The organism is Pseudomonas sp. ICMP 10191, assembly GCF_001467335.1.
Lineage (GTDB): Bacteria > Pseudomonadota > Gammaproteobacteria > Pseudomonadales > Pseudomonadaceae > Aquipseudomonas > Aquipseudomonas cerasi.
Map to the genome: position 1 here is coordinate 33,183 of NZ_LKGW01000079.1, position 21,386 is coordinate 54,568.

At 60.4% G+C, this 21,386-nt stretch carries 17 protein-coding genes and 1 pseudogene; 9 read left to right on the plus strand and 9 right to left on the minus strand.

Features of this window, described 5'->3' with window-relative positions; translation table 11 throughout:
* Positions 1-33: 33 nt before the first annotated feature.
* The 3 genes from AO388_RS07325 to azu all read left to right on the plus strand — a co-directional run bounded on the left by AO388_RS07325 (position 34) and on the right by azu (position 4,021).
* Positions 34-2,529 carry a circularly permuted type 2 ATP-grasp protein gene (locus AO388_RS07325; protein ID WP_058416244.1) on the plus strand — a complete coding sequence of 832 codons (2,496 nt, stop codon included), beginning with the start codon at positions 34-36 and terminating at the stop codon, positions 2,527-2,529.
* Positions 2,529-3,422, plus strand: coding sequence for a transglutaminase family protein (locus AO388_RS07330; RefSeq protein ID WP_003431929.1), 894 nt, complete (start codon positions 2,529-2,531; stop codon positions 3,420-3,422). Before AO388_RS07325 ends, AO388_RS07330 begins: the two co-directional genes overlap by 1 nt.
* A gap of 152 nt (positions 3,423-3,574) precedes the next feature.
* Complete coding sequence (azu, locus tag AO388_RS07335; protein ID WP_003431928.1) at positions 3,575-4,021, plus strand: azurin; 447 nt, start codon at positions 3,575-3,577, stop codon at positions 4,019-4,021.
* Positions 4,022-4,229: 208 nt separating this feature from the next.
* Here azu and nadE read toward each other — a convergent pair whose 3' ends face one another.
* The 3 genes from nadE to AO388_RS07350 form a co-directional block, all read right to left on the minus strand.
* Complete coding sequence (gene nadE / locus AO388_RS07340; RefSeq protein ID WP_003317217.1) at positions 4,230-5,057, minus strand: ammonia-dependent NAD(+) synthetase; 828 nt, start codon at positions 5,055-5,057, stop codon at positions 4,230-4,232.
* Between the two features lie 26 nt (positions 5,058-5,083).
* Positions 5,084-6,307, minus strand: a complete 1,224-nt coding sequence (gene pncB, locus AO388_RS07345; protein ID WP_024662694.1) for a nicotinate phosphoribosyltransferase — start codon at positions 6,305-6,307, stop codon at positions 5,084-5,086.
* A 99-nt stretch (positions 6,308-6,406) separates the two neighbouring features.
* Positions 6,407-7,312 (minus strand): LysR substrate-binding domain-containing protein, encoded by a 906-nt coding sequence (locus AO388_RS07350; protein WP_003366356.1) that lies wholly within the window; start codon positions 7,310-7,312, stop codon positions 6,407-6,409.
* 500 nt (positions 7,313-7,812) lie between these two features.
* On the opposite strand from AO388_RS07350, the gene AO388_RS07355 reads away from it, so the two are divergent.
* The 6 genes from AO388_RS07355 (at position 7,813) to AO388_RS07380 (ending at position 14,411) form a co-directional block, all read left to right on the plus strand.
* The gene (locus AO388_RS07355; RefSeq protein ID WP_003431923.1) at positions 7,813-8,949 is read left to right on the plus strand and encodes a branched-chain amino acid ABC transporter substrate-binding protein; all 1,137 of its coding nucleotides are present in this window, start codon (positions 7,813-7,815) and stop codon (positions 8,947-8,949) included.
* A 161-nt stretch (positions 8,950-9,110) separates the two neighbouring features.
* On the plus strand, positions 9,111-10,025 hold the full coding sequence (locus AO388_RS07360; protein ID WP_003366358.1) for an ABC transporter permease subunit: 915 nt from the start codon (positions 9,111-9,113) through the stop codon (positions 10,023-10,025).
* A gap of 2 nt (positions 10,026-10,027) precedes the next feature.
* On the plus strand, positions 10,028-11,341 hold the full coding sequence (gene livM, locus AO388_RS07365) for a high-affinity branched-chain amino acid ABC transporter permease LivM (protein ID WP_003366361.1): 1,314 nt from the start codon (positions 10,028-10,030) through the stop codon (positions 11,339-11,341).
* Positions 11,338-12,213 carry an ABC transporter ATP-binding protein gene (locus tag AO388_RS07370; protein ID WP_003431920.1) on the plus strand — a complete coding sequence of 292 codons (876 nt, stop codon included), beginning with the start codon at positions 11,338-11,340 and terminating at the stop codon, positions 12,211-12,213. The genes livM and AO388_RS07370 overlap by 4 nt, the downstream gene beginning before the upstream one ends.
* On the plus strand, positions 12,210-12,926 hold the full coding sequence (locus AO388_RS07375) for an ABC transporter ATP-binding protein (RefSeq protein ID WP_003366365.1): 717 nt from the start codon (positions 12,210-12,212) through the stop codon (positions 12,924-12,926). Before AO388_RS07370 ends, AO388_RS07375 begins: the two co-directional genes overlap by 4 nt.
* A gap of 720 nt (positions 12,927-13,646) precedes the next feature.
* Positions 13,647-14,411: an SDR family oxidoreductase gene (locus AO388_RS07380; RefSeq protein ID WP_003431917.1), complete on the plus strand. Its 765-nt coding sequence runs from the start codon at positions 13,647-13,649 to the stop codon at positions 14,409-14,411.
* A 50-nt stretch (positions 14,412-14,461) separates the two neighbouring features.
* On the opposite strand, the gene AO388_RS07385 is transcribed toward AO388_RS07380, so the two are convergent.
* The 6 genes and pseudogenes from AO388_RS07385 to AO388_RS07410 all read right to left on the minus strand — a co-directional run bounded on the left by AO388_RS07385 (position 14,462) and on the right by AO388_RS07410 (position 21,276).
* Positions 14,462-15,676 (minus strand): AGE family epimerase/isomerase, encoded by a 1,215-nt coding sequence (locus AO388_RS07385; RefSeq protein WP_003431916.1) that lies wholly within the window; start codon positions 15,674-15,676, stop codon positions 14,462-14,464.
* Between the two features lie 72 nt (positions 15,677-15,748).
* Complete coding sequence (gene dxs, locus AO388_RS07390; protein ID WP_058416245.1) at positions 15,749-17,641, minus strand: 1-deoxy-D-xylulose-5-phosphate synthase; 1,893 nt, start codon at positions 17,639-17,641, stop codon at positions 15,749-15,751.
* 162 nt (positions 17,642-17,803) lie between these two features.
* Positions 17,804-18,691, minus strand: a complete 888-nt coding sequence (locus AO388_RS07395) for a polyprenyl synthetase family protein (protein WP_010407759.1) — start codon at positions 18,689-18,691, stop codon at positions 17,804-17,806.
* On the minus strand, positions 18,688-18,933 hold the full coding sequence (locus AO388_RS07400; RefSeq protein ID WP_054986038.1) for an exodeoxyribonuclease VII small subunit: 246 nt from the start codon (positions 18,931-18,933) through the stop codon (positions 18,688-18,690). The genes AO388_RS07395 and AO388_RS07400 overlap by 4 nt, the downstream gene beginning before the upstream one ends.
* Before the next feature lie 102 nt (positions 18,934-19,035).
* Positions 19,036-20,202, minus strand: coding sequence for a cystathionine beta-lyase (metC, locus tag AO388_RS07405; protein WP_058397714.1), 1,167 nt, complete (start codon positions 20,200-20,202; stop codon positions 19,036-19,038).
* A 79-nt stretch (positions 20,203-20,281) separates the two neighbouring features.
* Positions 20,282-21,276: pseudogene (locus tag AO388_RS07410) on the minus strand (PDDEXK nuclease domain-containing protein).
* Positions 21,277-21,386: the final 110 nt, after the last annotated feature.

Genomic DNA, 21,386 nt, shown 5'->3' on the forward strand with positions numbered 1-21,386 from the left:
TCTGAAGTCCTTACGTTGCCTGCCGAGCCTTCCATGCCCGACCTGCTTGACCACTACCCGCTGTCCGAGGGTACTTACCACGAAATGCTCGACGCCGACGGAGCCGTTCGCCCGCACTGGCGTCGTCTGTACGAGCACATGCGGCGCAGCAGCGCGGCGCAACTGATCCAGCGCCAGGCCCTGCTGACCCGGCAGATTCAGGAAAACGGTGTCACCTACAACGTCTATGCCGACCCCAAGGGTGCCGATCGCCCGTGGGAGCTGGACCTGTTGCCGCACATCATTGCGGCGGATGAATGGCAGCACGTGGCGGCAGGGATTGCCCAGCGTGCACGGCTGCTCAACGCAGTGCTCGCGGACCTTTACGGCGCGCAGACGCTGATCGCCAATGGCCTGCTGCCCGCCGAGCTGGTGTTTGGCCACAACAACTTTCTCTGGCCGTGTCAGGGCGTGAAGCCCCCTGAAGGCACGTTCCTGCACATGTACGCCGTCGACCTGGCGCGTACCCCGGACGGACGCTGGTGGGTCACTGCCGACCGTACCCAGGCGCCTTCGGGTGCCGGTTATGCGCTCGAAAACCGCCAAAGCGTCGCGCGCGCCTTGCCGGAGACCTATCGCGACCTGCAGGTCCGGCACCTGTCGGGTTTCTTCGACGCGTTGCAGCAGACGCTGGCCCGTCAGGCGCCCACCAGCAACGAGGCACCGCTGATCGTCCTGCTGACGCCGGGCCGTTTCAACGAAAGCTACTTCGAACATTTGTACCTGGCGCGACAACTGGGCTATCCGCTGGTCGAGGGTGGTGATCTGACGGTGCGCGATGCCACGGTCTACCTGAAAACCCTCAGCGGCTTGCGTCGGGTTCACGCCATCATGCGCCGTCTGGACGATGACTTCTGCGACCCTCTGGAATTGCGTACCGACTCCGCGCTGGGTGTACCGGGGCTGCTTGAGGCCGTGCGTCAGGGCAACGTACTGGTCGCCAATGCGTTGGGCAGTGGTGTGCTGGAGTCTCCGGGGCTGCTGGGCTTTTTGCCGAAAATCAGTCAATACCTGTTCGGCGAGGATCTGATCCTGCCCTCGGTGGCGACCTGGTGGTGCGGAGAGCCGCCGGTGCTGGCCCAGGCGCTGGAAAAACTGCCGGATCTGTTGATCAAGCCGGCGTTCCCCTCGCAACATTTCGCGCCGGTGTTTGGCCGTGATTTGAATGAGGAGCAGCGTCTGGCCCTTGCCCAGCGCATGCAGTCGCGGCCCTATGCCTACGTCGCGCAGGAGCTGGCGCAGTTGTCCCATGCTCCGGTGCTACAGGCTGATGGCACCGGTTTACAGCCGCGCGCCATTGGCATGCGTGTGTATGCAGTGGCCAGTCTTGATGGCTATCGTGTGCTGCCGGGCGGCTTGACCCGAGTGGCCGCTGAAGCCGACGCCGACGTGGTATCGATGCAGCGTGGCGGGGCGAGCAAGGACACTTGGGTGCTGGGTGAGCGCTCGCACCTCGGCGAGCCGTGGAAAGGCCAGCGTAAGCTGGGTGTCTACGACCTGATTCGTCGCGACCCTTATCTGCCGTCACGGGTGGTGGAAAACCTGTTCTGGTTCGGACGTTACTGCGAGCGCTGTGACGACAGTGCACGCCTGCTGCGTATCATGCTGACGCGCTACGTCGACGACGATGACCCTCTTGCGCTGCAAGCCGCCGTCGCGCTGGCCGAGAGTCTGGGCATGCTGCCCGAGGCGCAGGAAGGCGAAGAGCTGAAGGATCGCCTGCTTGTCGCGCTGATGGGTGACGAGTGGCCGTTCAGCCTGCGCGCCAATTTGCAGCGTTTGCAGTGGGCCGCTTCGCAAGTGCGTGGCAAGTTATCCAAGGAAAACTGGCAGGCGCTGGTCGAGTTGCAGCGCGAAGCCTTGAGTCTGGAAACCGAAGAGCCGGATTTCGGCGAACTGCTGGATTTTCTCAACCGTCTGGTGATGTCGCTGGCAGCGCTCTCCGGTTTTGCGCTGGACGACATGACCCGCGACGAAGGCTGGAGCTTCCTGATGATCGGGCGACGTATCGAGCGCCTGAAGTTTCTCAGCACCAGCCTGTCGGCGTTTTTGCGCGGGCTGGTGGTTTTCGAACAGGCCGGGCTGGAGTGGTTGCTGGAGCTGGGCAACAGCAGCATCACCTATCGCTCGCGCTACATGGCGGTGCCGCATCTGATTCCGGTGCTGGACCTGTTGTTGCTCGACGAGCAGAACCCGCATGCGGTGCTGTTTCAGCTCAAGCTGGTGCAGCGCTCGTTGCGCCGCCTGAACGACGAGTTCGATGCGCCACGCGACAGCAGCCTGACGGTGTTGGCGCAGCGTCTTGCCGCGTTCGACCTGGGCAGCCTGGAGAATCCTTTGTTTGGCCAGAGCAGTATCGACGCCTTACTCGACGGGCTGGCGGACCTGCTGCAGAGCATTGGCGACAGCAGTGGCCTGGCGTCCGATCGCTTGGCGTTGCGCCATTTTGCCCACGTCGATGATGTCAGCCAACGTACGGTGTCTGTCTGATGAGCGCTTTCTACCAGATTTTCCATGACACACATTACAAGTACGACAGCCCGGTCTCGTTGGCCCAGCAACTGGCGCACCTGTGGCCGCGCAGCAGTCCCTGGCAGCGTTGCACCGAGCAGGCGCTGGAGATTCTTCCTGAACCCACCACGCGTCGCGATGAGCTGGATGTATTCGGCAACCCGCTGACCCGTCTGGCCTTCGAGCGTCCACATGATGAATTGCAGGTCAATGCGCGGTTGCGTATCGAGGTGATGGAGAAGCCGTTTCTGGACTTCAATCTGTCGCCCGAATGGGAAGTGACCCGCAGCGCGCTGACATACAGCGCCAAGCCGATGACCGAAGATATTCTGGAGGCCTGCCGCTATCGTTTCGAATCCCCCTACGTTCACCTGAAGCGCTCGTTCGTCGAGTTCTCGCAGGTCTGTTTCCCGCCGGGCCGTCCATTGTTGCTGTGTGTGCAGGCCTTGATGGAAAAGATCTTCGAGGAGTTTACCTTCGATGAAGAGGCCACTCAGGTCGCCACGCCGCTGGTGGAAGTGCTGGAGCGGCGGCGAGGCGTGTGTCAGGACTTCGCCCATTTGATGCTGGCGTGTCTGCGCTCCCGTGGCCTGGCGGCGCGCTATGTGAGCGGCTATCTGCTGACCCAGCCGCCACCGGGCCAACCCCGGTTGATCGGTGCCGACGCCTCGCACGCCTGGGTCTCGGTATTCTGTCCGGCCTCTGGCTGGGTGGACTTCGACCCTACCAACAATGTGCAGCCTGCGCTAGAGCACATCAGCCTGGCCTGGGGGCGCGATTTTTCTGATGTCTCGCCGTTGCGTGGCGTGATTCTGGGCGGCGGCACGCATGATCCTGAGGTGCGGGTGACGGTGATGCCGGTCAGCGCCTAATTACCTGCTCCCGTGAATCGTTCTTCAGAAGGGCGCTCCGTCGCGAGCGTCCGCGGGACCATTTGACGCACGTTCTTGGAACCCCGGCCCTGATCGGGCACTCTCTTCTTACATCAGTTTTACGTTAATCAAGTCCTGCCCTGGAGATTCAAATGATTCGCACGCTTGTAGCGATTTCGCTGTTGTCATTGGCCAGTGGTCAATTGCTGGCTGCCGAGTGCTCGGTCACAGTCGATTCGACCGATCAAATGATGTACGACACCAAAGCCATTGAGATCGACAAGAGCTGCAAGGAATTCACCGTCAACCTGACTCACTCCGGCAGCCTGCCGAAGAATGTCATGGGCCATAACTGGGTGCTGGGCAAAAAGGCCGACACCCAGGCAATCGTCACCGACGGCATGGCGGCGGGCATCGACAAGGACTATTTGAAGCCGGACGACAGCCGCGTCATCGCCCACACCAAAGTCATCGGCGCTGGCGAAAAGGACGCGGTGACGTTTGACGTGTCGAAGCTCGACCCGGCACAGGAATACCAGTTCTTCTGCACCTTCCCCGGGCACATCAGCATGATGAAAGGCGCTGTGACCCTGAAGTAACGACAGGTCCCTTGAGGCGGGTGAGGAGCGTCGCACGAGTTGGGGTCATCGTTCCTCACGCTCCAGCGTGGGAATGCCTTGGGTGACGCTCTGCGTCACAGATCTGCGCCACGCCGTACATTCCGGATAGGACGCAGAGCGTCCAGAAGGGCGTACCCACGCGGAGCATGGGCACGATAGTGTTGCGGGTCTCTCGTTCCGCACCCTCTCACGGCGCGTACGGCAATTCGCGTTTGTGCTGAGTCTTGGCGTAGGTTTCGCAAATGATCCGGAACGCTTCTTCGCGCACCGGCTCGCCGTGCAGGAAGGCGTCGATCTCGGCGTAGGTCACGCCGTGCGAGGCTTCGTCCGGTTTGCCGGGTGACAGGTCTTCCAGGTCCGCAGTCGGTACTTTCTCGACCAATGATTCCGGTGCGCCGAAATGGCGGGCGATGGCGCGTACCTGGTTTTTCACCAGACCGCTCAACGGTGCCAGGTCGCATGCGCCGTCGCCGAACTTGGTGAAGAAGCCCATCACCGCTTCGGCCGCGTGATCAGTGCCGATCACCAGCCCATGATAGGCCCCGGCGACGGTGTACTGCGCGACCATGCGCATGCGCGCCTTGGTGTTGCCGAGCACGAAATCCACCGAGGTCGCCGGAAGTCCGTCGAACGCCTTCACCTCGGCGGCCAGTGCCTTGACGCTGCTGCCGATGTTGATGGTATGGCGCTCGTCCGGCTCGATGAAATCGACAGAGGCCTGGGCTTCGTGCTCATCGGCCTGCACCACGTAAGGCAGGCGCACCGCGATGAAGCGATAAGCGTTGTCGCCCGTGCTTTCACGCAGTTCCTTGACCGCACGCTGAGCGAGCAGGCCGGCCGTCAGTGAGTCGACCCCGCCACTGATGCCGAGCACCAGGGTCTTGAGCCGTGCGTTCTGCAGGCACTCCTTGATGAAGTTGACGCGGCGGGCGACCTCGGCCTGCAGCGCGTTCTGGTCCGCGAAAGGTGGCTGGACCTTGAGCTGTTCAGCAATCTGGCGCTGTACGGCGTGCATGATTCACTCCTCGTAAATAGGACAATTCAAGCGGGTTTTTCCGGGCTCGGCAAATCCGGCACCTTGAACACATGCCGCAGGTAGGCGACAAAGTTCGGATCCTTGCACTGCGTCTTGCCGGGCTCGTCAGAGATTTTCGCCACGGCCTGACCGGCGCAAGCGGTCATTTTCAATACCATGTTCATCGGCGCAATGCCGGGGATGTCGGCCGTCAGGTTGGTGCCGATACCGAAGCTGACATTGATGCGTCCGCGCAACGCACGAAAGATATCGAGCGCCTTGGGCAGGTTCAGCCCATCGGAAAACACCAGCGTCTTGCTCATCGGGTCGATACCGAGCTTCTGGTAATGCGAGATGCATTTTTCGGCCCACTTCACCGGGTCGCCCGAATCATGGCGCAAACCGTCGAACAGCTTGGCGAAGTACAGATCGAAGTCGTTCAGGAAGGCATCGGTGGTGATGCAGTCGGTCAACGCGATCCCCAGCAGGCCGCGGTATTCGCGGACCCAGCAATCAAGCGCGGCGATCTGACTGTCGATCAGACGCGGTCCCAGCTGCTGATGGGCCATGATCCATTCGTGAGCCATGGTGCCCAAGGGTTTCAGGTCCAGCTGACGGGCCAGATGAACGTTGCTGGTGCCGACGAACTGACCTGGAAAGTCGTTTTTCAGGACACCAAGCATTTCTTCCTGCACACGATAGGAAAACCGCCTGCGCGTGCCGAAGTCCGCCACTTTCAGCTCGGCCAGTTCATCCGCCGTGGCATGCGTGGTCAGCCATTCGAACTTGTCATACAGACGATCCCGCGCCTGACTGAGCAGGGTATCCGGGTAACGATGCCGGTTGCGCACTTCGCTGACGATGGCCAGCAGCGGCACTTCAAACAAAATGACATGCAACCACGGCCCATGCAGGCGAATGCACAGTTCGTCATTCTCGATGGTGGTTTTCACGTAGCGGGTATTGAAGCGGAACAGCCCGAGAAAGCGCAGGAAATCCGGTTTGATGAAGGTGATGCGCTCCAGAAAAGCCAAATGTTCAGGGCTCAGCGACAGCTCGCACAACAGCTCGATCTGGTGCTTGATTTCATCCAGATAGGGGCGAAGGTCCTCCCCGTTGCGGCAACGGAACTCCCACTCGACGTCCACGTTCGGGTAGTTGTGCAGGACGGCCTGCATCATGGTCAGCTTGTAGAAATCGGTATCGAGCAGGCTTTGCACGATGCGATTGGAAAAGGCGCTCTCGCTCATTGAATCAGGCTCTCCAGAGCAGCCGGATAAAGTGGGGCGCGTGACTTCCTGTCTGTCACCATGGAAGGCTCACGGCCGGATGGGTGTGCATTGTCGCCCTTAAGCGGGGGGTTGATCCAACTGTTCCAGCATCCACTGTAGAAAAACCCGGATTTTGGGCACGTCGGCGGTGTGTTCCGGATAGGACAGGTAGTAGGCGCTGTTAGTGCTGGGCAATGCGTAATCCCAGGCAATCACCAGTTTGCCCTCGGCCAGTTCCTCCTCGACCAGAAAGCGTGGCAGCAGCGCAACGCCGCAGCCAACCTGGGCTGCGCGGATGCACATATAGAAGGTTTCAAAGCGCGGCCCGTGATAGCTGTGGTCGGTGTGATAGCCCTGGCTTTCGAACCATTCATGCCAGGCTTCGGGGCGGAAGGCATTCTGCAGCAGGACCAGCTCGCTCAGTTGGGTCGGGTCGCTGAGCGGCTCGTCCGGCAGGCTTTCAGGGGCGCACACCGCCACCAGTTCCTCGCCGAACAGCTTCACGCTTTCTGCACCGGGCGTGGCGGCCTGGCCGAAATAGAACGACACGTCGCAACGGCCTTTGATCAGATCATCGGATTCCTGCTCGTTGATCAGGTCCAGATGAATGTGCGGGTGACGCAAGCGCCAGCCCTTGAGGCGCGGCACCAGCCAGCGGGCGCCGAATGTCGACGGGGTGGAGACGCGCAGTACTTCGGTTTCTCCGCCGTAGGAGCGCAGGAAGTGGGTGGACATCTCAATCTGGGTCAGGATCTTGCGCACTTCGGCCAGGTACAGCGCCCCGGCCGGCGTCAGTTGCAGACGGCGGCGCACGCGCTGGAACAACAGGTGCTGAACCAGCTCTTCGAGTTGCGCGACCTGCTTGCTGACGGCGCTCTGGGTCAGGTTGAGTTCTTCTGCCGCGCGCGTGAAGCTCAGGTGCCGGGTCACTGCCTCAAAGCATTGCAATGCGGCTATCGAGGGCAGATGACGTTTGTTCAGCATGATGACTTCTCTGTTTGCGGCGCGAAGGGGCTGGCGTAAGCAATATGAATTATCGGAATGATATCTCGCTTAAAGGTCGTTTGTCGGGCGCATGCAGGGAGGTTATTACTGGCGCCGCGTGACGCGCTTTTCAGAATCTGACGATGGCTGCAGCAGGTCCCGTTTAATCCGCTAGCCTCAAATGGTGCGTCTCGTAGCGTTCGCGCACCGGGCGTGTGCAATTCGGTGACGTGTGCTGTTACAGGTGGGTTGCCCATCACGGCATGTGCTGGTTGCTACTCGAGTACGCTTGGGTTGCTCTTTTTTCGTCCGGGGTTGCACCTTGCGTGCTCGAAGCAACCAGAGTGCCCCTGTTGCGCGGCGTTGCATGATGGATCGACACGAAGAACACGACATCTCCCTCAACTAAAAAGCGATGGCACGCGCCTTGCTCTGAGCAACTCTGTATCTGTTTGATCATGAAAGTGCTAACTAAAAAAATATCCTCAGGAGCACCACTTATGTCGCATACGTTTTACAGGAAAGGTTTTCTGGCAATCGCAGTGGCTACTGCATTGGGCGTGTCTTCGTTTGCACAGGCGGACGTGAAAATCGGCGTAGCGGGCCCAATGACCGGCGCGAACGCGTCGTTTGGTCAGCAGTACATGAAGGGCGCGCAGGCAGCAGCCGACGCGATCAATGCGGCAGGTGGTGTCAACGGGGAGAAAATAGTACTGGTCGCGGGCGATGACGCCTGTGAGCCCAAGCAGGCCGTGGCGGTTGCCAACCGTCTGGTGGATCAGGAAAAAGTGATTGGTGTCGTCGGTCACTTCTGCTCGTCGTCGACCATCCCTGCTTCGGAGATCTACGGCGACGCTGGCATTATTGCCATTACGCCAGGCTCGACCAACCCGGCCGTGACCGAACGTGGCCTGAAAGAGATGTTCCGCATGTGCGGCCGTGACGACCAGCAGGGTGTCGTTGCGGGTGACTACATCGTCGACGTGCTCAAAGGCAAGAAAGTCGCCGTTATCAACGACAAGGACACTTACGGTAAGGGCCTCGCTGACGCAACGGCCAAGCAACTGACCGCGCGGGGCGTCAAGCCGATCCTCGAAGAGGGTCTGACCCGTGGCGAAAAAGATTTCAGTGCGCTGGTCACGAAGATTCGTTCGGTAGGCGCTGACGTCGTGTACTTCGGTGGTCTGCACCCGGAAGCCGGTCCGCTGGTTCGTCAGATGCGCGAGCAGGGCCTCAAGGACGTCAAGTTCATGTCCGATGATGGCGTCGTGACCGACGAGCTGGTCACCACTGCAGGTGGTGCACAGTACGTCGATGGCGTGTACATGACCTTCGGCGCTGACCCGCGCGCATTGCCGGACAGCAAGGCTGTCGTGGACCAGTTCCGCAAGGCCGGTTACGAGCCTGAAGGCTACACCCTCTACGCGTACGCTTCGGTACAGGCCCTGGCGGCCGGTTTCAATGGTGCCAAGTCCAACAAGGGTGACGCAGCCGCCACGTGGCTCAAGGCCAACCCGGTCAAGACCGTCATGGGCGAGAAAGCCTGGGATGCCAAGGGTGACCTGAAAGTCTCCGACTACGTGGTTTACCAGTGGGACGCCGCCGGCAAGTACAAGCAACTCGAAAAACAGAAGTGAGATAGACCTCGCGTCGGCCCTGCGCGTCAGGCGCTGATCCGATGATGGGCTCGCCCAGGAGCGAGCCTGCATCTCTTTTATCGTTTTCGGACCTGTCGGTCATGCCTCACGAGGGCGTGACTGACAGGGTGCTGAGCTGCCTTTTTGTGTGAGCGTGCGTGATGGATGGAATCTTCCTGCAACAAATGGTCAACGGACTCACCCTCGGGTCTGTCTATGGCCTCATCGCCATCGGCTATACGATGGTCTATGGCATCATCGGCATGATTAACTTCGCCCATGGCGACGTGTACATGATTTCTGCCTACCTGGCCGCCATCGGCCTCGCGGTTCTGTCTTTCTTCGGACTGGAATCCTTTCCGTTCCTGATTCTCGGTACGCTGATCTTCACCATCGTGGTGACCGGTGTTTACGGCTTCGTCATCGAGCGCGTGGCGTACAAGCCACTGCGCAACTCGACCCGTCTGGCGCCGCTGATCAGCGCTATCGGTATTTCCCTGATCCTGCAGAACTACGCACAGATCAGCCAGGGTGCGCGCCAGCAAGGCGTGCCTACACTGCTCGAAGGTGCGTGGCGCTTTGAAGTCGGCAGCGGCTTCGTGCAGATCACCTACACCAAGATCTTCATCCTCATTGCCGCCTTCGTCGGCATGGGCGTGCTGACCTACATCATCAAGTACACCAAGCTGGGCCGCATGTGCCGGGCCACCCAGCAAGACCGCAAGATGGCCTCGATTCTCGGCATCAACACCGACCGGGTCATTTCCTATGTGTTCATCATCGGCGCGGCCATGGCGGCGTTGGCCGGTGTGCTGATCACCATGAATTACGGCACGTTCGACTTCTATGCCGGCTTCATCATCGGCATCAAGGCGTTTACTGCCGCCGTGCTGGGCGGGATCGGCTCGTTGCCGGGTGCCATGCTGGGCGGTTTGATCCTGGGGGTTGCCGAGTCGCAGTTCTCCGGTCTGATCAACTCCGATTACAAAGACGTGTTCAGTTTCGGCCTGCTGGTGCTGATCCTGATTTTCCGTCCCCAAGGCCTGCTGGGTCGCCCACTCGTGGCGAAGGTATAAGTATGTCCGTTCCTGTTGCTGTTCCTGTTTCCAAACCTGTCGACATCAAGAAGAGTCTGATCGATGCCGTGGTTGCCGGGTTGCTGGCGCTGATTGTGTTCGGCCCCATCGTCGGGATCGTGCTCGATGGCTACAGCTTCAACCTGCAACCGACCCGCGTGGCCTGGCTGGTGGGCGTGGTCATGATCGGTCGCTTCCTGATCAGTCTGTTTCTGCAGACGCCCAGCGGCCTGCGTGTTTCCCAGAGCTTCGAAAGCTCCGACTCCGGCGTGCATGTGCTCAAACCGGATCATCGATCGCGCCTGTACTGGATCATTCCGCTGCTGATCGTGATTGCCATCGTGTTCCCGATTTTCGCCAACAAGTACATTCTGACCGTGGTCATCCTCGGTCTTATCTACGTGCTGCTGGGCCTGGGGCTGAACATCGTGGTCGGTCTGGCGGGGCTGCTCGATCTTGGCTACGTGGCGTTTTATGCCATCGGAGCCTATGGTCTGGCGCTGGGCTATCAGTATCTGGGGCTGGGCTTCTGGTCGGCGTTACCGCTGGCGGCGATTGCGGCGGCGCTGGCCGGATGCATTCTTGGTTTCCCGGTGTTGCGCATGCATGGTGACTATCTGGCCATCGTGACCCTCGGGTTCGGCGAGATCATTCGTCTGGTGCTGAACAACTGGCTGTCGTTCACCGGCGGCCCGAACGGTGTGCCGGTGCCCGCGCCCACCTTCCTGGGGCTGGAATTCGGCCGACGCGCCAAGGATGGCGGGGTGCCGATCCATGAATATTTCGGCTTCGATTACAACCCTGACCTGAAATTCATCTTCATCTACGCCGTGCTGTTTCTGGTCGTGCTGGCGGTGCTGTTCATCAAGCATCGCCTGACCCGCATGCCGATCGGGCGTGCCTGGGAAGCCTTGCGCGAGGATGAGATCGCCTGTCGTTCGATGGGCCTCAATCACGTGCTGGTCAAGCTGTCGGCGTTCACGATTGGCGCATCGACCGCAGGCCTTGCCGGGGTGTTTTTTGCCAGCTATCAGGGCTTCGTCAACCCAACCTCATTCACCTTTTTCGAATCGGCGCTGATTCTGGCGATTGTGGTGCTGGGCGGCATGGGCTCGACCGTCGGTGTGGTGATCGCCGCGTTTGTGCTGACCGTTGCGCCTGAGCTGCTGCGCAGCTTCTCCGAGTACCGCGTGCTGCTGTTCGGGATTCTGATGGTGCTGATGATGATCTGGCGACCACGCGGCCTGATTCGCATCAGCCGCACCGGGGTGAAACCGCGCAAGGGCGCGCTGGTGACTGAGGGGGCTGCGCGATGAGCACTGAAGTGATTCTCTCCGTAGAGCACCTGATGATGCACTTTGGCGGCATCAAGGCCCTCAGCGACGTCAGCCTCAAGGTCCGTCGCAATTCGATTTTCGCCCTGATCGGCCCCAACGGTGCGGGCAAGACTACGGTCTTCAACTGCCTGACCGGTTTCTACAAGGCCACTGGCGGACGCATCGAACTGCACACTCGTGGCAAGACCACCAATGTGATCAAGCTATTGGGCGAGCCGTTCCAGGCGACCGACTTCGTGTCGCCGAAAAGCTTCCTCAGCCGGGTGTACTACAAGATGTTCGGCGGCACCCATCTGGTCAACAGGGCAGGGCTGGCGCGCACGTTTCAGAACATTCGCCTGTTCAAGGAAATGTCGGTGGTCGAAAACCTGCTGGTCGCCCAGCACATGTGGGTCAACCGCAGCCTGATCAGCGGGATCCTGAATACCAGGGGCTATCGCAAGGCCGAAGAGGACGCGCTGAATACCGCGTTCTACTGGCTGGAGGTTGTCGACCTGGTGGACTGCGCCAATCGTCTGGCTGGCGAGTTGTCCTACGGGCAGCAACGCCGTCTGGAGATTGCACGAGCCATGTGCACGCGGCCGCAGGTGATCTGCCTGGATGAGCCGGCTGCCGGTCTCAACCCGCAGGAAACCGAGGCACTCAGCGGCATGATCCGTCTGCTGCGTGACGAGCACGACATGACCATCGTGCTGATCGAGCATGACATGGGCATGGTCATGGGGATTTCCGACGATATTGTGGTGCTCGACCATGGCAACGTGATTGCGATGGGGGGGCCGGAACAGATCCGTAACGATCCGAAGGTGATTGCCGCGTATCTGGGCGCTGATGAAGAGGAGCTGGTATGAGCAAGCCGATCCTCGAACTGAAAGAGATCGATGTGTTTTACGGGCCGATTCAGGCCCTGAAGAAAGTCTCGCTGCACATCAATGAGGGCGAAACGGTGAGCCTGATCGGCTCCAACGGCGCGGGCAAGTCCACGCTGCTGATGTCGATCTTCGGTCAGCCGCGCGCGGCCAGCGGGCAGATCATCTATCAGGGCACCGATATCACCCAGAAGTCCTCGCATTACATCGCCTCCAACGGTATTGCGCAGTCGCCGGAGGGGCGGCGGGTCTTTCCCGACATGTCGGTCGAGGAAAACCTGATGATGGGCACCATTCCGATTGGCGACAAGCATTCGGCCGAAGACATGCAGCGCATGTTCGAGCTGTTCCCCAGGCTCAAGGAGCGCCGCAATCAGCGAGCCATGACCATGTCCGGAGGCGAGCAGCAAATGCTCGCCATCGCCCGCGCGCTGATGAGTCGTCCGAAACTGCTGCTGCTCGATGAGCCAAGCCTGGGGCTGGCCCCGATCATCGTCAAACAGATCTTCTCGACCCTGCGTGAACTGGCAGCCACAGGCATGACGATATTCCTGGTCGAGCAGAACGCCAACCATGCGCTCAAGCTGTCCGACCGGGCTTACGTCATGGTCAATGGCGAGATTCGCCTGTCCGGCACCGGGCAGGATTTGCTGGTAAATGAAGAGGTAAGGAACGCTTATCTGGGCGGGCATTGAGTTCGTCAAAACCCTGCCGTTTTCTTCGCGCGCCCCGGATGCTCAAACATCCGGGGCGCGGTCGTATGCAATTGTGGAAAACAATTTTGGCGCGTCTGATAAGTGCGACATAAAACCGCTGCAAATGGTTGTTTTGTCACCGTTTTGACTTGTTCAGGTTTACTGTGGAACCGGCTGTTAATAACTTGGGAGTATTTGCCTGCAGCCCTTTATGCATAAGGCCTGTAGAAGAGTGGTTAAATTTCGCACAGTGATTTTCGACCGGCCTGATGGGGCGTTTGTCAACAGCATGGGGGCTGGTCGTTCATACAGGTTTTTCAGGTGAAAAGCCTGTGGATAAGTCTGTTAACAAGCCTTGGAAAGACTGCCCCGGACGTTATAGGGTCTGGGCTACAGGCCATCACCGTTTTCTGACGCTTTCCGACCTCTTGCCAGTGTCGGGCAAAGTCAAGGAAAAAACTTCGCCTGATACGCTGCAGGCCCCGAAACACGTGATGTCCAGCGCCACTGACTTGCCCCCAGAGATTGTGGGTCTGACTGTGGATAAGGTGGGCAAAAGTACCTGCGAGGCCCGTGGCGCAAGGCTTGCTCCGGGTTGGTTGTTTTTTGTACAAATGCACTCGGTTGTTGCATCGATGTCCCGCTGACGGGCATTCTGCTGCCCTTGCCAGAAACTTATTAACAGGCAGCGCTGTTTTTGCGCCATGTCAGGAGAATGAAATGACTTCCACTGTATTCATCACGGGCGCCACTTCCGGTTTTGGCGAGGCGTGTGCCCGCCGTTTCGCCGAGGCGGGCTGGTCGCTGGTGCTGACCGGTCGACGCAAGGACCGTCTGGATGCCTTGAGCGCCGAGCTGTCGAAGCAGACCAAGGTGCATACGCTGGTGCTGGATGTGCGTGACCGCAAGGCGATGGAGAGCGCCATCGCAGATTTGCCTGAAGAGTTCGGCACCATTCGCGGGCTGATCAATAATGCCGGCCTGGCGCTGGGAATCGATCCTGCACCCAAGTGCGATCTGGATGACTGGGACACCATGATCGACACCAACGTCAAAGGTCTGGTCTACACCACGCGTCTGCTGCTGCCACGCCTGATCGCGCATGGTCGCGGCGCGAGCATCGTCAACCTGGGTTCGGTCGCCGGTAACTACCCTTATCCGGGTGGCAACGTCTACGGTGGCACCAAGGCCTTTGTCGGGCAGTTCTCGCTGAACCTGCGCAACGATCTGATCGGCACGGGCGTGCGAGTCACCAATCTTGAGCCAGGGCTGTGCGAGAGCGAGTTTTCGCTGGTACGTTTCGGCGGTGATCAGGCCAAGTACGATGCGACCTACGCAGGTGCCGAGCCGATTCAGCCTCAGGACATCGCCGACACCATCTTCTGGATCATGAACACGCCAGCGCACGTCAACATCAACAGCCTGGAACTGATGCCAGTCAGCCAGACCTGGGCCGGCTTTGCGATTGATCGCAACCGCGGTTGATTGATGTGCTGATCGGGCCGCGCAGATGCGGTCCGATCAGCTGGGTCTGATCAGCTATCTGCCGGCGTTGGCGGCGGGAATGCGCTGACGAAGCGATTTTCGACGAAATCTGCCAGGCCGATGTAGCAGGTGGCCAAGTGGTAGGGCGTCGTCGACGGCATATCGCTGCGGCTGACTCTGCCATCGGGCTCGACGCACTCGTTCCAGCCCCGGGCATGCAGAAAGCGCTGCTCGAAGGCCGACAGCTGCCGGGTCAAGGCCGCTTCGCAGTCGGGGCGCAGGGCCATCGCCCGCAGGTATTCCGCTTGGGCCCAGATACGCTGGGTGGCATCGCGCACCGTACCATCGAGCGCCAGCATCGCCGTCACAGCCCCGCTGTCAGGATCGACACCCTGCGCCTGAGCGTAGACGAACGCGCGGGTCATGGATTCATGCAGCTCGCGCCCGTGTAGTTCCGGGGACGATTGCAGCAGGAAGAACCATTCGAACTGATGACCTGGCTCGTACCAGTTATCCACAGCGCCCAGAGGCTTCTCCAGCATCACGCCGGTTGCCGTATCGACGAAACGGCGTTGCATGTGGATAACCAGCGCGTCCAGTGCAGCCTGTGTGGCAGGGTCGGCACGCACCGACAGGGTAGCCAGAAAGGCCTCTGCCAGGTGCATCAAGGGGTTTTGCAACGGTCCGGTGCCCAGTATCGACCAGTCTTCATCGAGCTGCGCCTCGTACAGCCCGTCGTTGTCGGCAAAGCGTTCGGCGACAACGTTGAGCGCTGCATTGAGCACCGACTCTGCCAGCGGGTCCTGAGCTTTCGCCCAGTAGTGTGCACAGGCAAAAATAATGAAGGCGTGGGTGTAGAGGTCCTTGCGGCGATCCAGCGGCTTGCCCTGTGGATCGATGCTGTAGAACCAGCCGCCATGCTCGGCATCGTGGAAGTGCTGTTGCAGGGAGCGGAACAATTCACCGGCCCGCGCCCGTGCATCCGGCACTTGTGCGTGATCGATGAGGCTGGAAAACAGAAACAGCTGACGCGCACAGGCCATGGCGCGATAGCGTTGCGGCGGCAGCGGTTGATCTCCGGCGTCGAGTGCTTCGTAAGGCAATGCCAATTGTGCGTTCCAGCCAGGACCCTGCCACAGCGGAACGACGACCTGCATGAAGTGCTGCTGCAAGGCGGCGAACAACGAGGTCAATTCAGGCGTGGAGGCGGAGCGGGTCACATGAGGCATCGGCTGGCATCGCGGCAGTGTCGAAGTGCGCAGCATGTTATCAGGATTGCTGCACGAGGGCGGGTGATGATCGTTCCTCACGCCAGGCGCGTGAGGAACCTCTGGCAGTCAGCCAATCAGCGCCAGTCGCTCATTGATCGCGGCTTCGATCCCTTGGGCATCCAGGCCGCACTCGGTGAGCATCTGCGCAGGCTTGGCATGCTCGACGTAGACATCCGGCAGACCCAGGTGCAATACCGACTTGAGGATATTGGCGCGCGCCAGGAACTCGCTGACCGCAGCACCTGCACCGCCCATGACGGCGTTTTCTTCCAGTGTGACCAGCAACTCGTGGTTGGCGGCAGCTTCGCTGACCAAGGCTTCGTCCAGTGGCTTGACGAAACGCATGTCGATCACCGTTGCATCGAGCGTCTCGGCCACCACCAGCGCCTCGGCCAGTTGCACGCCGAACGCCAGTATCGCAACGCCCTGGCCCTGACGCCGCACAACGCCCTTGCCGATCTCGACCGGGTCAAGACTGTCCTCGATAACCGCGTTAGGGCCGGTGCCGCGTGGGTAGCGTACTGCCGCGGGGCCGGTATGCAGGTAACCGGTGCTGAGCAGCTTGCGCAGTTCGTTTTCATCGCTCGGCGTCATCACCAGCATGCCGGGGATGCAGCGCAGGTACGAGAGGTCGAAGCTGCCTGCGTGAGTCGGGCCGTCTTCACCCACCAGCCCGGCGCGGTCGATGGCGAAAAGCACGTCGAGGTTCTGTACTGCGACGTCGTGGATCAACTGATCGTAACCACGCTGCAGGAAGGTCGAATAGATCGCCACCACCGGCTTGCTGCCTTCGCACGCCATACCGGCCGCCAGGGTCACTGCGTGTTGCTCGGCAATTGCCACGTCGAAGTAGCGCTCGGGAAAGCGTTCGCTGAACGCAACGAGGTCCGAACCTTCCTTCATCGCCGGTGTGATGCCGACCAGCCGCGAATCAGCGTCGGCCATGTCACAGATCCACTGGCCGAACACACCGGAGTATTTCGGTGCGCTGATCTTTTTCTGCGCGGCAGGCGCATTCAGCGGCTCTAGCTTGGTAATGGCGTGATAGCCGATCGGATCGACTTCGGCCGGCGCAAACCCCTTGCCCTTCTTGGTCACCACATGCAGAAACTGCGGGCCTTTCAGGTCACGCATATTGCGCAGGGTGGCGATCAGGGTCGGCAGGTCGTGGCCGTCGATAGGACCGATGTAATTCCAGCCCAGCTCTTCGAAGAGCGTACCCGGGACCAGCATGCCTTTGGCGTACTCTTCGGTGCGCCGCGCGATTTCCCAGGCACCGGGCAGGCGCGAAAGCACCTTTTTGCTGCCTTCACGCATGCTGCTGTAGGTGCGGCTGGAAAGAATCTTGGCCAGATAATTCGACAGTCCGCCGACATTGCGCGAGATCGACATGTCGTTGTCGTTGAGGATCACCAACATGTCGGCGGCCACTTCCGGCGCGTGGTTCAGCGCTTCGAAGGCCATGCCGGCAGTCAGCGCACCGTCGCCGATCACGGCAATCGATTTGCGCTCGCTGCCCTGCAGGCGCGAGGCAATCGCCATGCCCAGCGCGGCGCTGATCGAGGTGCTGGAGTGCCCGACACCAAAGGTGTCGTACTCGCTTTCGCTGCGACGCGGAAAGGCCGCAACCCCGTCCTTCTGGCGCAGCGTGGACATGCGCGCGCGACGGCCGGTGAGGATCTTGTGCGGATAGGCTTGATGACCCACGTCCCACACCAGACGATCGTCCGGGGTGTCGAAAACGTAATGCAGCGCGATGGTCAGCTCGATGACCCCGAGGCCGGCACCAAAATGCCCTCCGGTCTGGCCAACGGAATACAGCAATTCCAGGCGCAGTTCATCGGCCAGGGTTTCCAGCTCGGCTTCGCCCAGACGGCGCAGGCCGTGCGGGGTGTCGGCTCGGTCGAGCAACGGCGTGACCGGGCGCTCGCGTGGGATCTCTTTGAACGTCGTGGGCATCAGGCGAATCGTTATAAGTAAAAGAGGCGGCAGTTTACCTTATGCATCGCACGCTGCCCATGAAGTGAGTCGGCGGATGACCTGCCGACTGACATGTGTACTCACTGAGACCACCGTGACGCGTGGTTGATTCAGCGGATTTTCCGGTTCGGGTGACAGTGATCAGTGGCGACGTTCGACGATGTAGCGTGCCAGCTGGCGCAACGGCTCTGCGGCGGCATCGAACGGGCTCAGTGCCTGCAGCGCCTGATCACGCAGTTCCAGTGCGTAGTGTTTGGCCGCTTCCAGGCCCAGCAGCGCCGGGTAGGTCGGCTTGTCGCGGGCGATGTCGGCGCCCTGGCGCTTGCCGAGGGTCGCGGTATCGCTTTCGACATCGAGAATGTCGTCCTGAACCTGAAAAGCCAGGCCGATTGCACGCGCGTAGACCTGTAGGGCATCGAGGCGGGGCTGATCGGCGTGACCGCTGGCCAGTGCGCCAAGGCGGACGCTGGCTTCGATCAATGCACCGGTCTTGTGGCGATGCATGTATTCCAGCGCCGCCTGATCGAGCTTCAGCCCCACTGAACCCAGATCGATAGCCTGGCCACCCACCATGCCCGCCGGTCCGGCCGCCGTCGCGAGGGCAGTGACCATCTGCAGACGCGTCTCGGCATCGCGTGACGTCAGGTGAGGGGCGAGCAGGGCGGTGAAGGCCAGGCTTTGCAGGCCGTCACCGGCGAGGATCGCGCAGGCTTCATCGAAGGCCTTGTGTGTGGTTGGCTGGCCGCGACGCAAGTCATCGTCGTCCATTGCCGGCAAATCGTCATGGACCAGCGAGTAGGCATGAATCAGCTCAACGGCACAGGCGGCGCCGTTGGCATCCTCGGCTACACCGCCCAGTGCTTCGCAGGCGGCATACGCGAGCAGCGGGCGTACGCGCTTGCCGCCGTTCATCACGCTGTAGCGCATGGCTTCGTAGAGGCGTTCGAGCTCAGGGCCCGGGGCCTTGAACAGCCCATCGAGTGCTGCGTTGACGCGAGTCTGGCTTTGCGCTTGATAGCTCGCGATCATTCGGGGAGTTCCGCATCGTCGAACGGCTCTTCGCTGAGCTCGCCATCGCGTTCCAGCAATACCTGAACCTTCTGCTCGGCGTGGGTGAGGGCGCTCTGGCAGTCGCGGGTCAGGCGTACACCTTGCTCGAAGGCGGTCAGGGAGTCTTCCAGCGACAACTCGCCATTTTCCAGCCGCTCTACCAGCGCTTGCAGATCAGCGAGTGACTGTTCGAAATCCAGTGCAGCTTTCTTGCGGGCCATAAGGGCATTTCCGGTAGAGGTTAAACCGCGCGACACTAGCAGAGCGTTGGCGTCTGGGCAAATTGCGGCGACGGACCTGCGCTCTTCAAGCGACTGCAGGGGTCAACCTGCCGCGAATCCGTTGCGCAGATCCGCGATCAGGTCTTCCGGGCTTTCCAGGCCGACCTGCAGCCGCAGCATCGGGCCGCTACCGCGCTCGGGACCGTGTTGTTCGACTTCCGTGATCAAGCTTTCAAAACCACCCCAGGAGTAGCCGACGCCGAACAGTTTCAACGCGCCGGTAAAGCGATCCAGCACCTGCCGGTCAACGGTGTTGAATTCAAAACTGAGCAAGCCGTTGCAGCCATGGAAGTCGCGCTTCCAGATCGAGTGGCCCGGATCGTCCGGCAACGCGGGATACAGCACGCGGGCAACCTGGGGCTGAGTCTGCAGCCATTGTGCGATCTGCAGCGCGTGACGCTCATGCATGGCCATGCGCGCCGCCAGACTGCGGGCGCCACGCAGCACCAGATAGGCATCGTCGGGGCTGACGGTATTGCCCACGGCGGTGCTCATGGTTTTCAGGGTATGCCAGTGCGCTTCGGTGGTGCTGACGCTGCCCATCATCACGTCGGAGTGGCCGGCCACGTACTTGGTCAGGGCCATCAGCGAAATGTCCGCGCCCAGCTCCAGCGGCTTGTACAGCACCCCCGAGCCCCAGGAGTTATCCACAGCCAGCAGCAGATTCCTTGCTTTGCACAGCTGTGACAGGGATGGCAGGTCACACATGTCGAATGTCAGCGAGCCGGGCACCTCGGCATAGATCATCCGGGTGTTGGCCTTGATCAGCGATTCCACGTTACTGCCGTTGGCCGCGTAGAAATCGAACTGGATGTCGAAGGCGGTCAGCATGGTTTTCGCCAGCCGCCGAACAGGACCATAGACCGATTCGGTGATCAGGACATGATCGCCAGGGCGTAGAAACGATTGAAGCATCTGTGCCACTGCGGCCAGCCCGGTCGGGTACAGGCAGGTGCCGTGTGCACCTTCGAGCTCGGAGATCAGGTCCTGCAAGGCAAACGCAGTCGGGTTACCGTTGGCGCCGTAAGTCAGCGAGCGCTCCGGTCCTGCGGTGCGAATTTCCGCCTGCCGCAAGCTTTCCAGACTGTCGAACAGCACCGTACTGAGGCGCACGACGGGTGGGTTGACCGCAATCCCCGGCCCGCTGGCAGCACTGCGACCGCGTTGCGACAGGGCGGTGTGGGCACGAGGGTCTTTGTCTTGCGGCATTGGAGGCTCCGGGTGAAAAAGGCTTGCAGGCTGCGGCTCAGGTACCCGCAAGCGTAATGCATCGTGCGCCTGGCAGGTATCACTGATCGTTCAACACAGCACTCGCGTAGAACTCATGCAGTTTCGCTTGCAGTAACTGTCTGTCCGGCAGGCGGGTCTGGTACTCGGCAATCAACGCGGGTGAAAGCGAGCGGTTCAGAGCGTACTCGACGACTTCGTCGTTTTTGCTGGCGCAGAGTAAGACGCCAATGGCCGGGTTTTCATGGGGTTTGCGTTCGTTGCGGTCCAGCGCTTCCAGGTAAAAGTCCAGTTTGCCGAGGTATTCGGGCTCAAAGCGGCCGACCTTGAGCTCAATGGCAACGAGGCAATTGAGGCCTCGATGGAAAAACAGCAGATCCAGAGCAAAGTCCTGGCTGCCGACCTGCAGCGCGTACTCGGAGCCGACAAAACAGAAGTCGCGGCCTAGCTCGATCAGAAAGTCCCTCAGGCGTTTCAACAAACCGCCATGCAGGTCCGCTTCGGCGTGCCCCGGTGGCAGCTCCAGAAACTCCACCATGTAGGCATCACGGAATATATCCAGTGCGGCCGGCCGAGTTTCCTTGAGCATCGCCGAGGCTTTGGCTGGCTGGGTGACAGTACGCTCGAATAGAGCGTTCTTGAATTGGCGCTCAAGTTCGCGTTTTGACCACCTTTCCTGAGTTGCCATTTTCAGGTAGAACTCGCGTTCTTCAGGACGCTTGCTCTGGCTGAAAATGATCAGGTTATGTGACCAGGATAATCGTCGCGCCAGTGGCGCGACNCATAGAATTGGCGCATGCGAAAAAGGTTGCTGCGTGTGAAACCACGCAGTCCTGGCTGGGTGGTGGCCAGATGCTCGGCAAGCTGGGTGACCACCGCGTCACCCCATTCAGCGTTTTCAAGCTTGCGACTGATGTAAGCGCCGACTTGCCAGTAAAGCTCGATCAATTGCGTGTTCACCGCCTGTGCGGCCTGCTGTCGAGCGCTCCGGATCATGGCGAGCACTTCATCAAAGCGATCATGTACAGGCGTATGCGGTGTGTTGGGAGTACTCATACTGAAAGTACTCCACTGCGTAGCAACCTGATGGGCGATTGCGAGCGAAAGTCTGGAAGAACGGTTGTTCGGCTCATAAAGGCGCGTCCTTGGGCGGTGGTTAAGGTCGG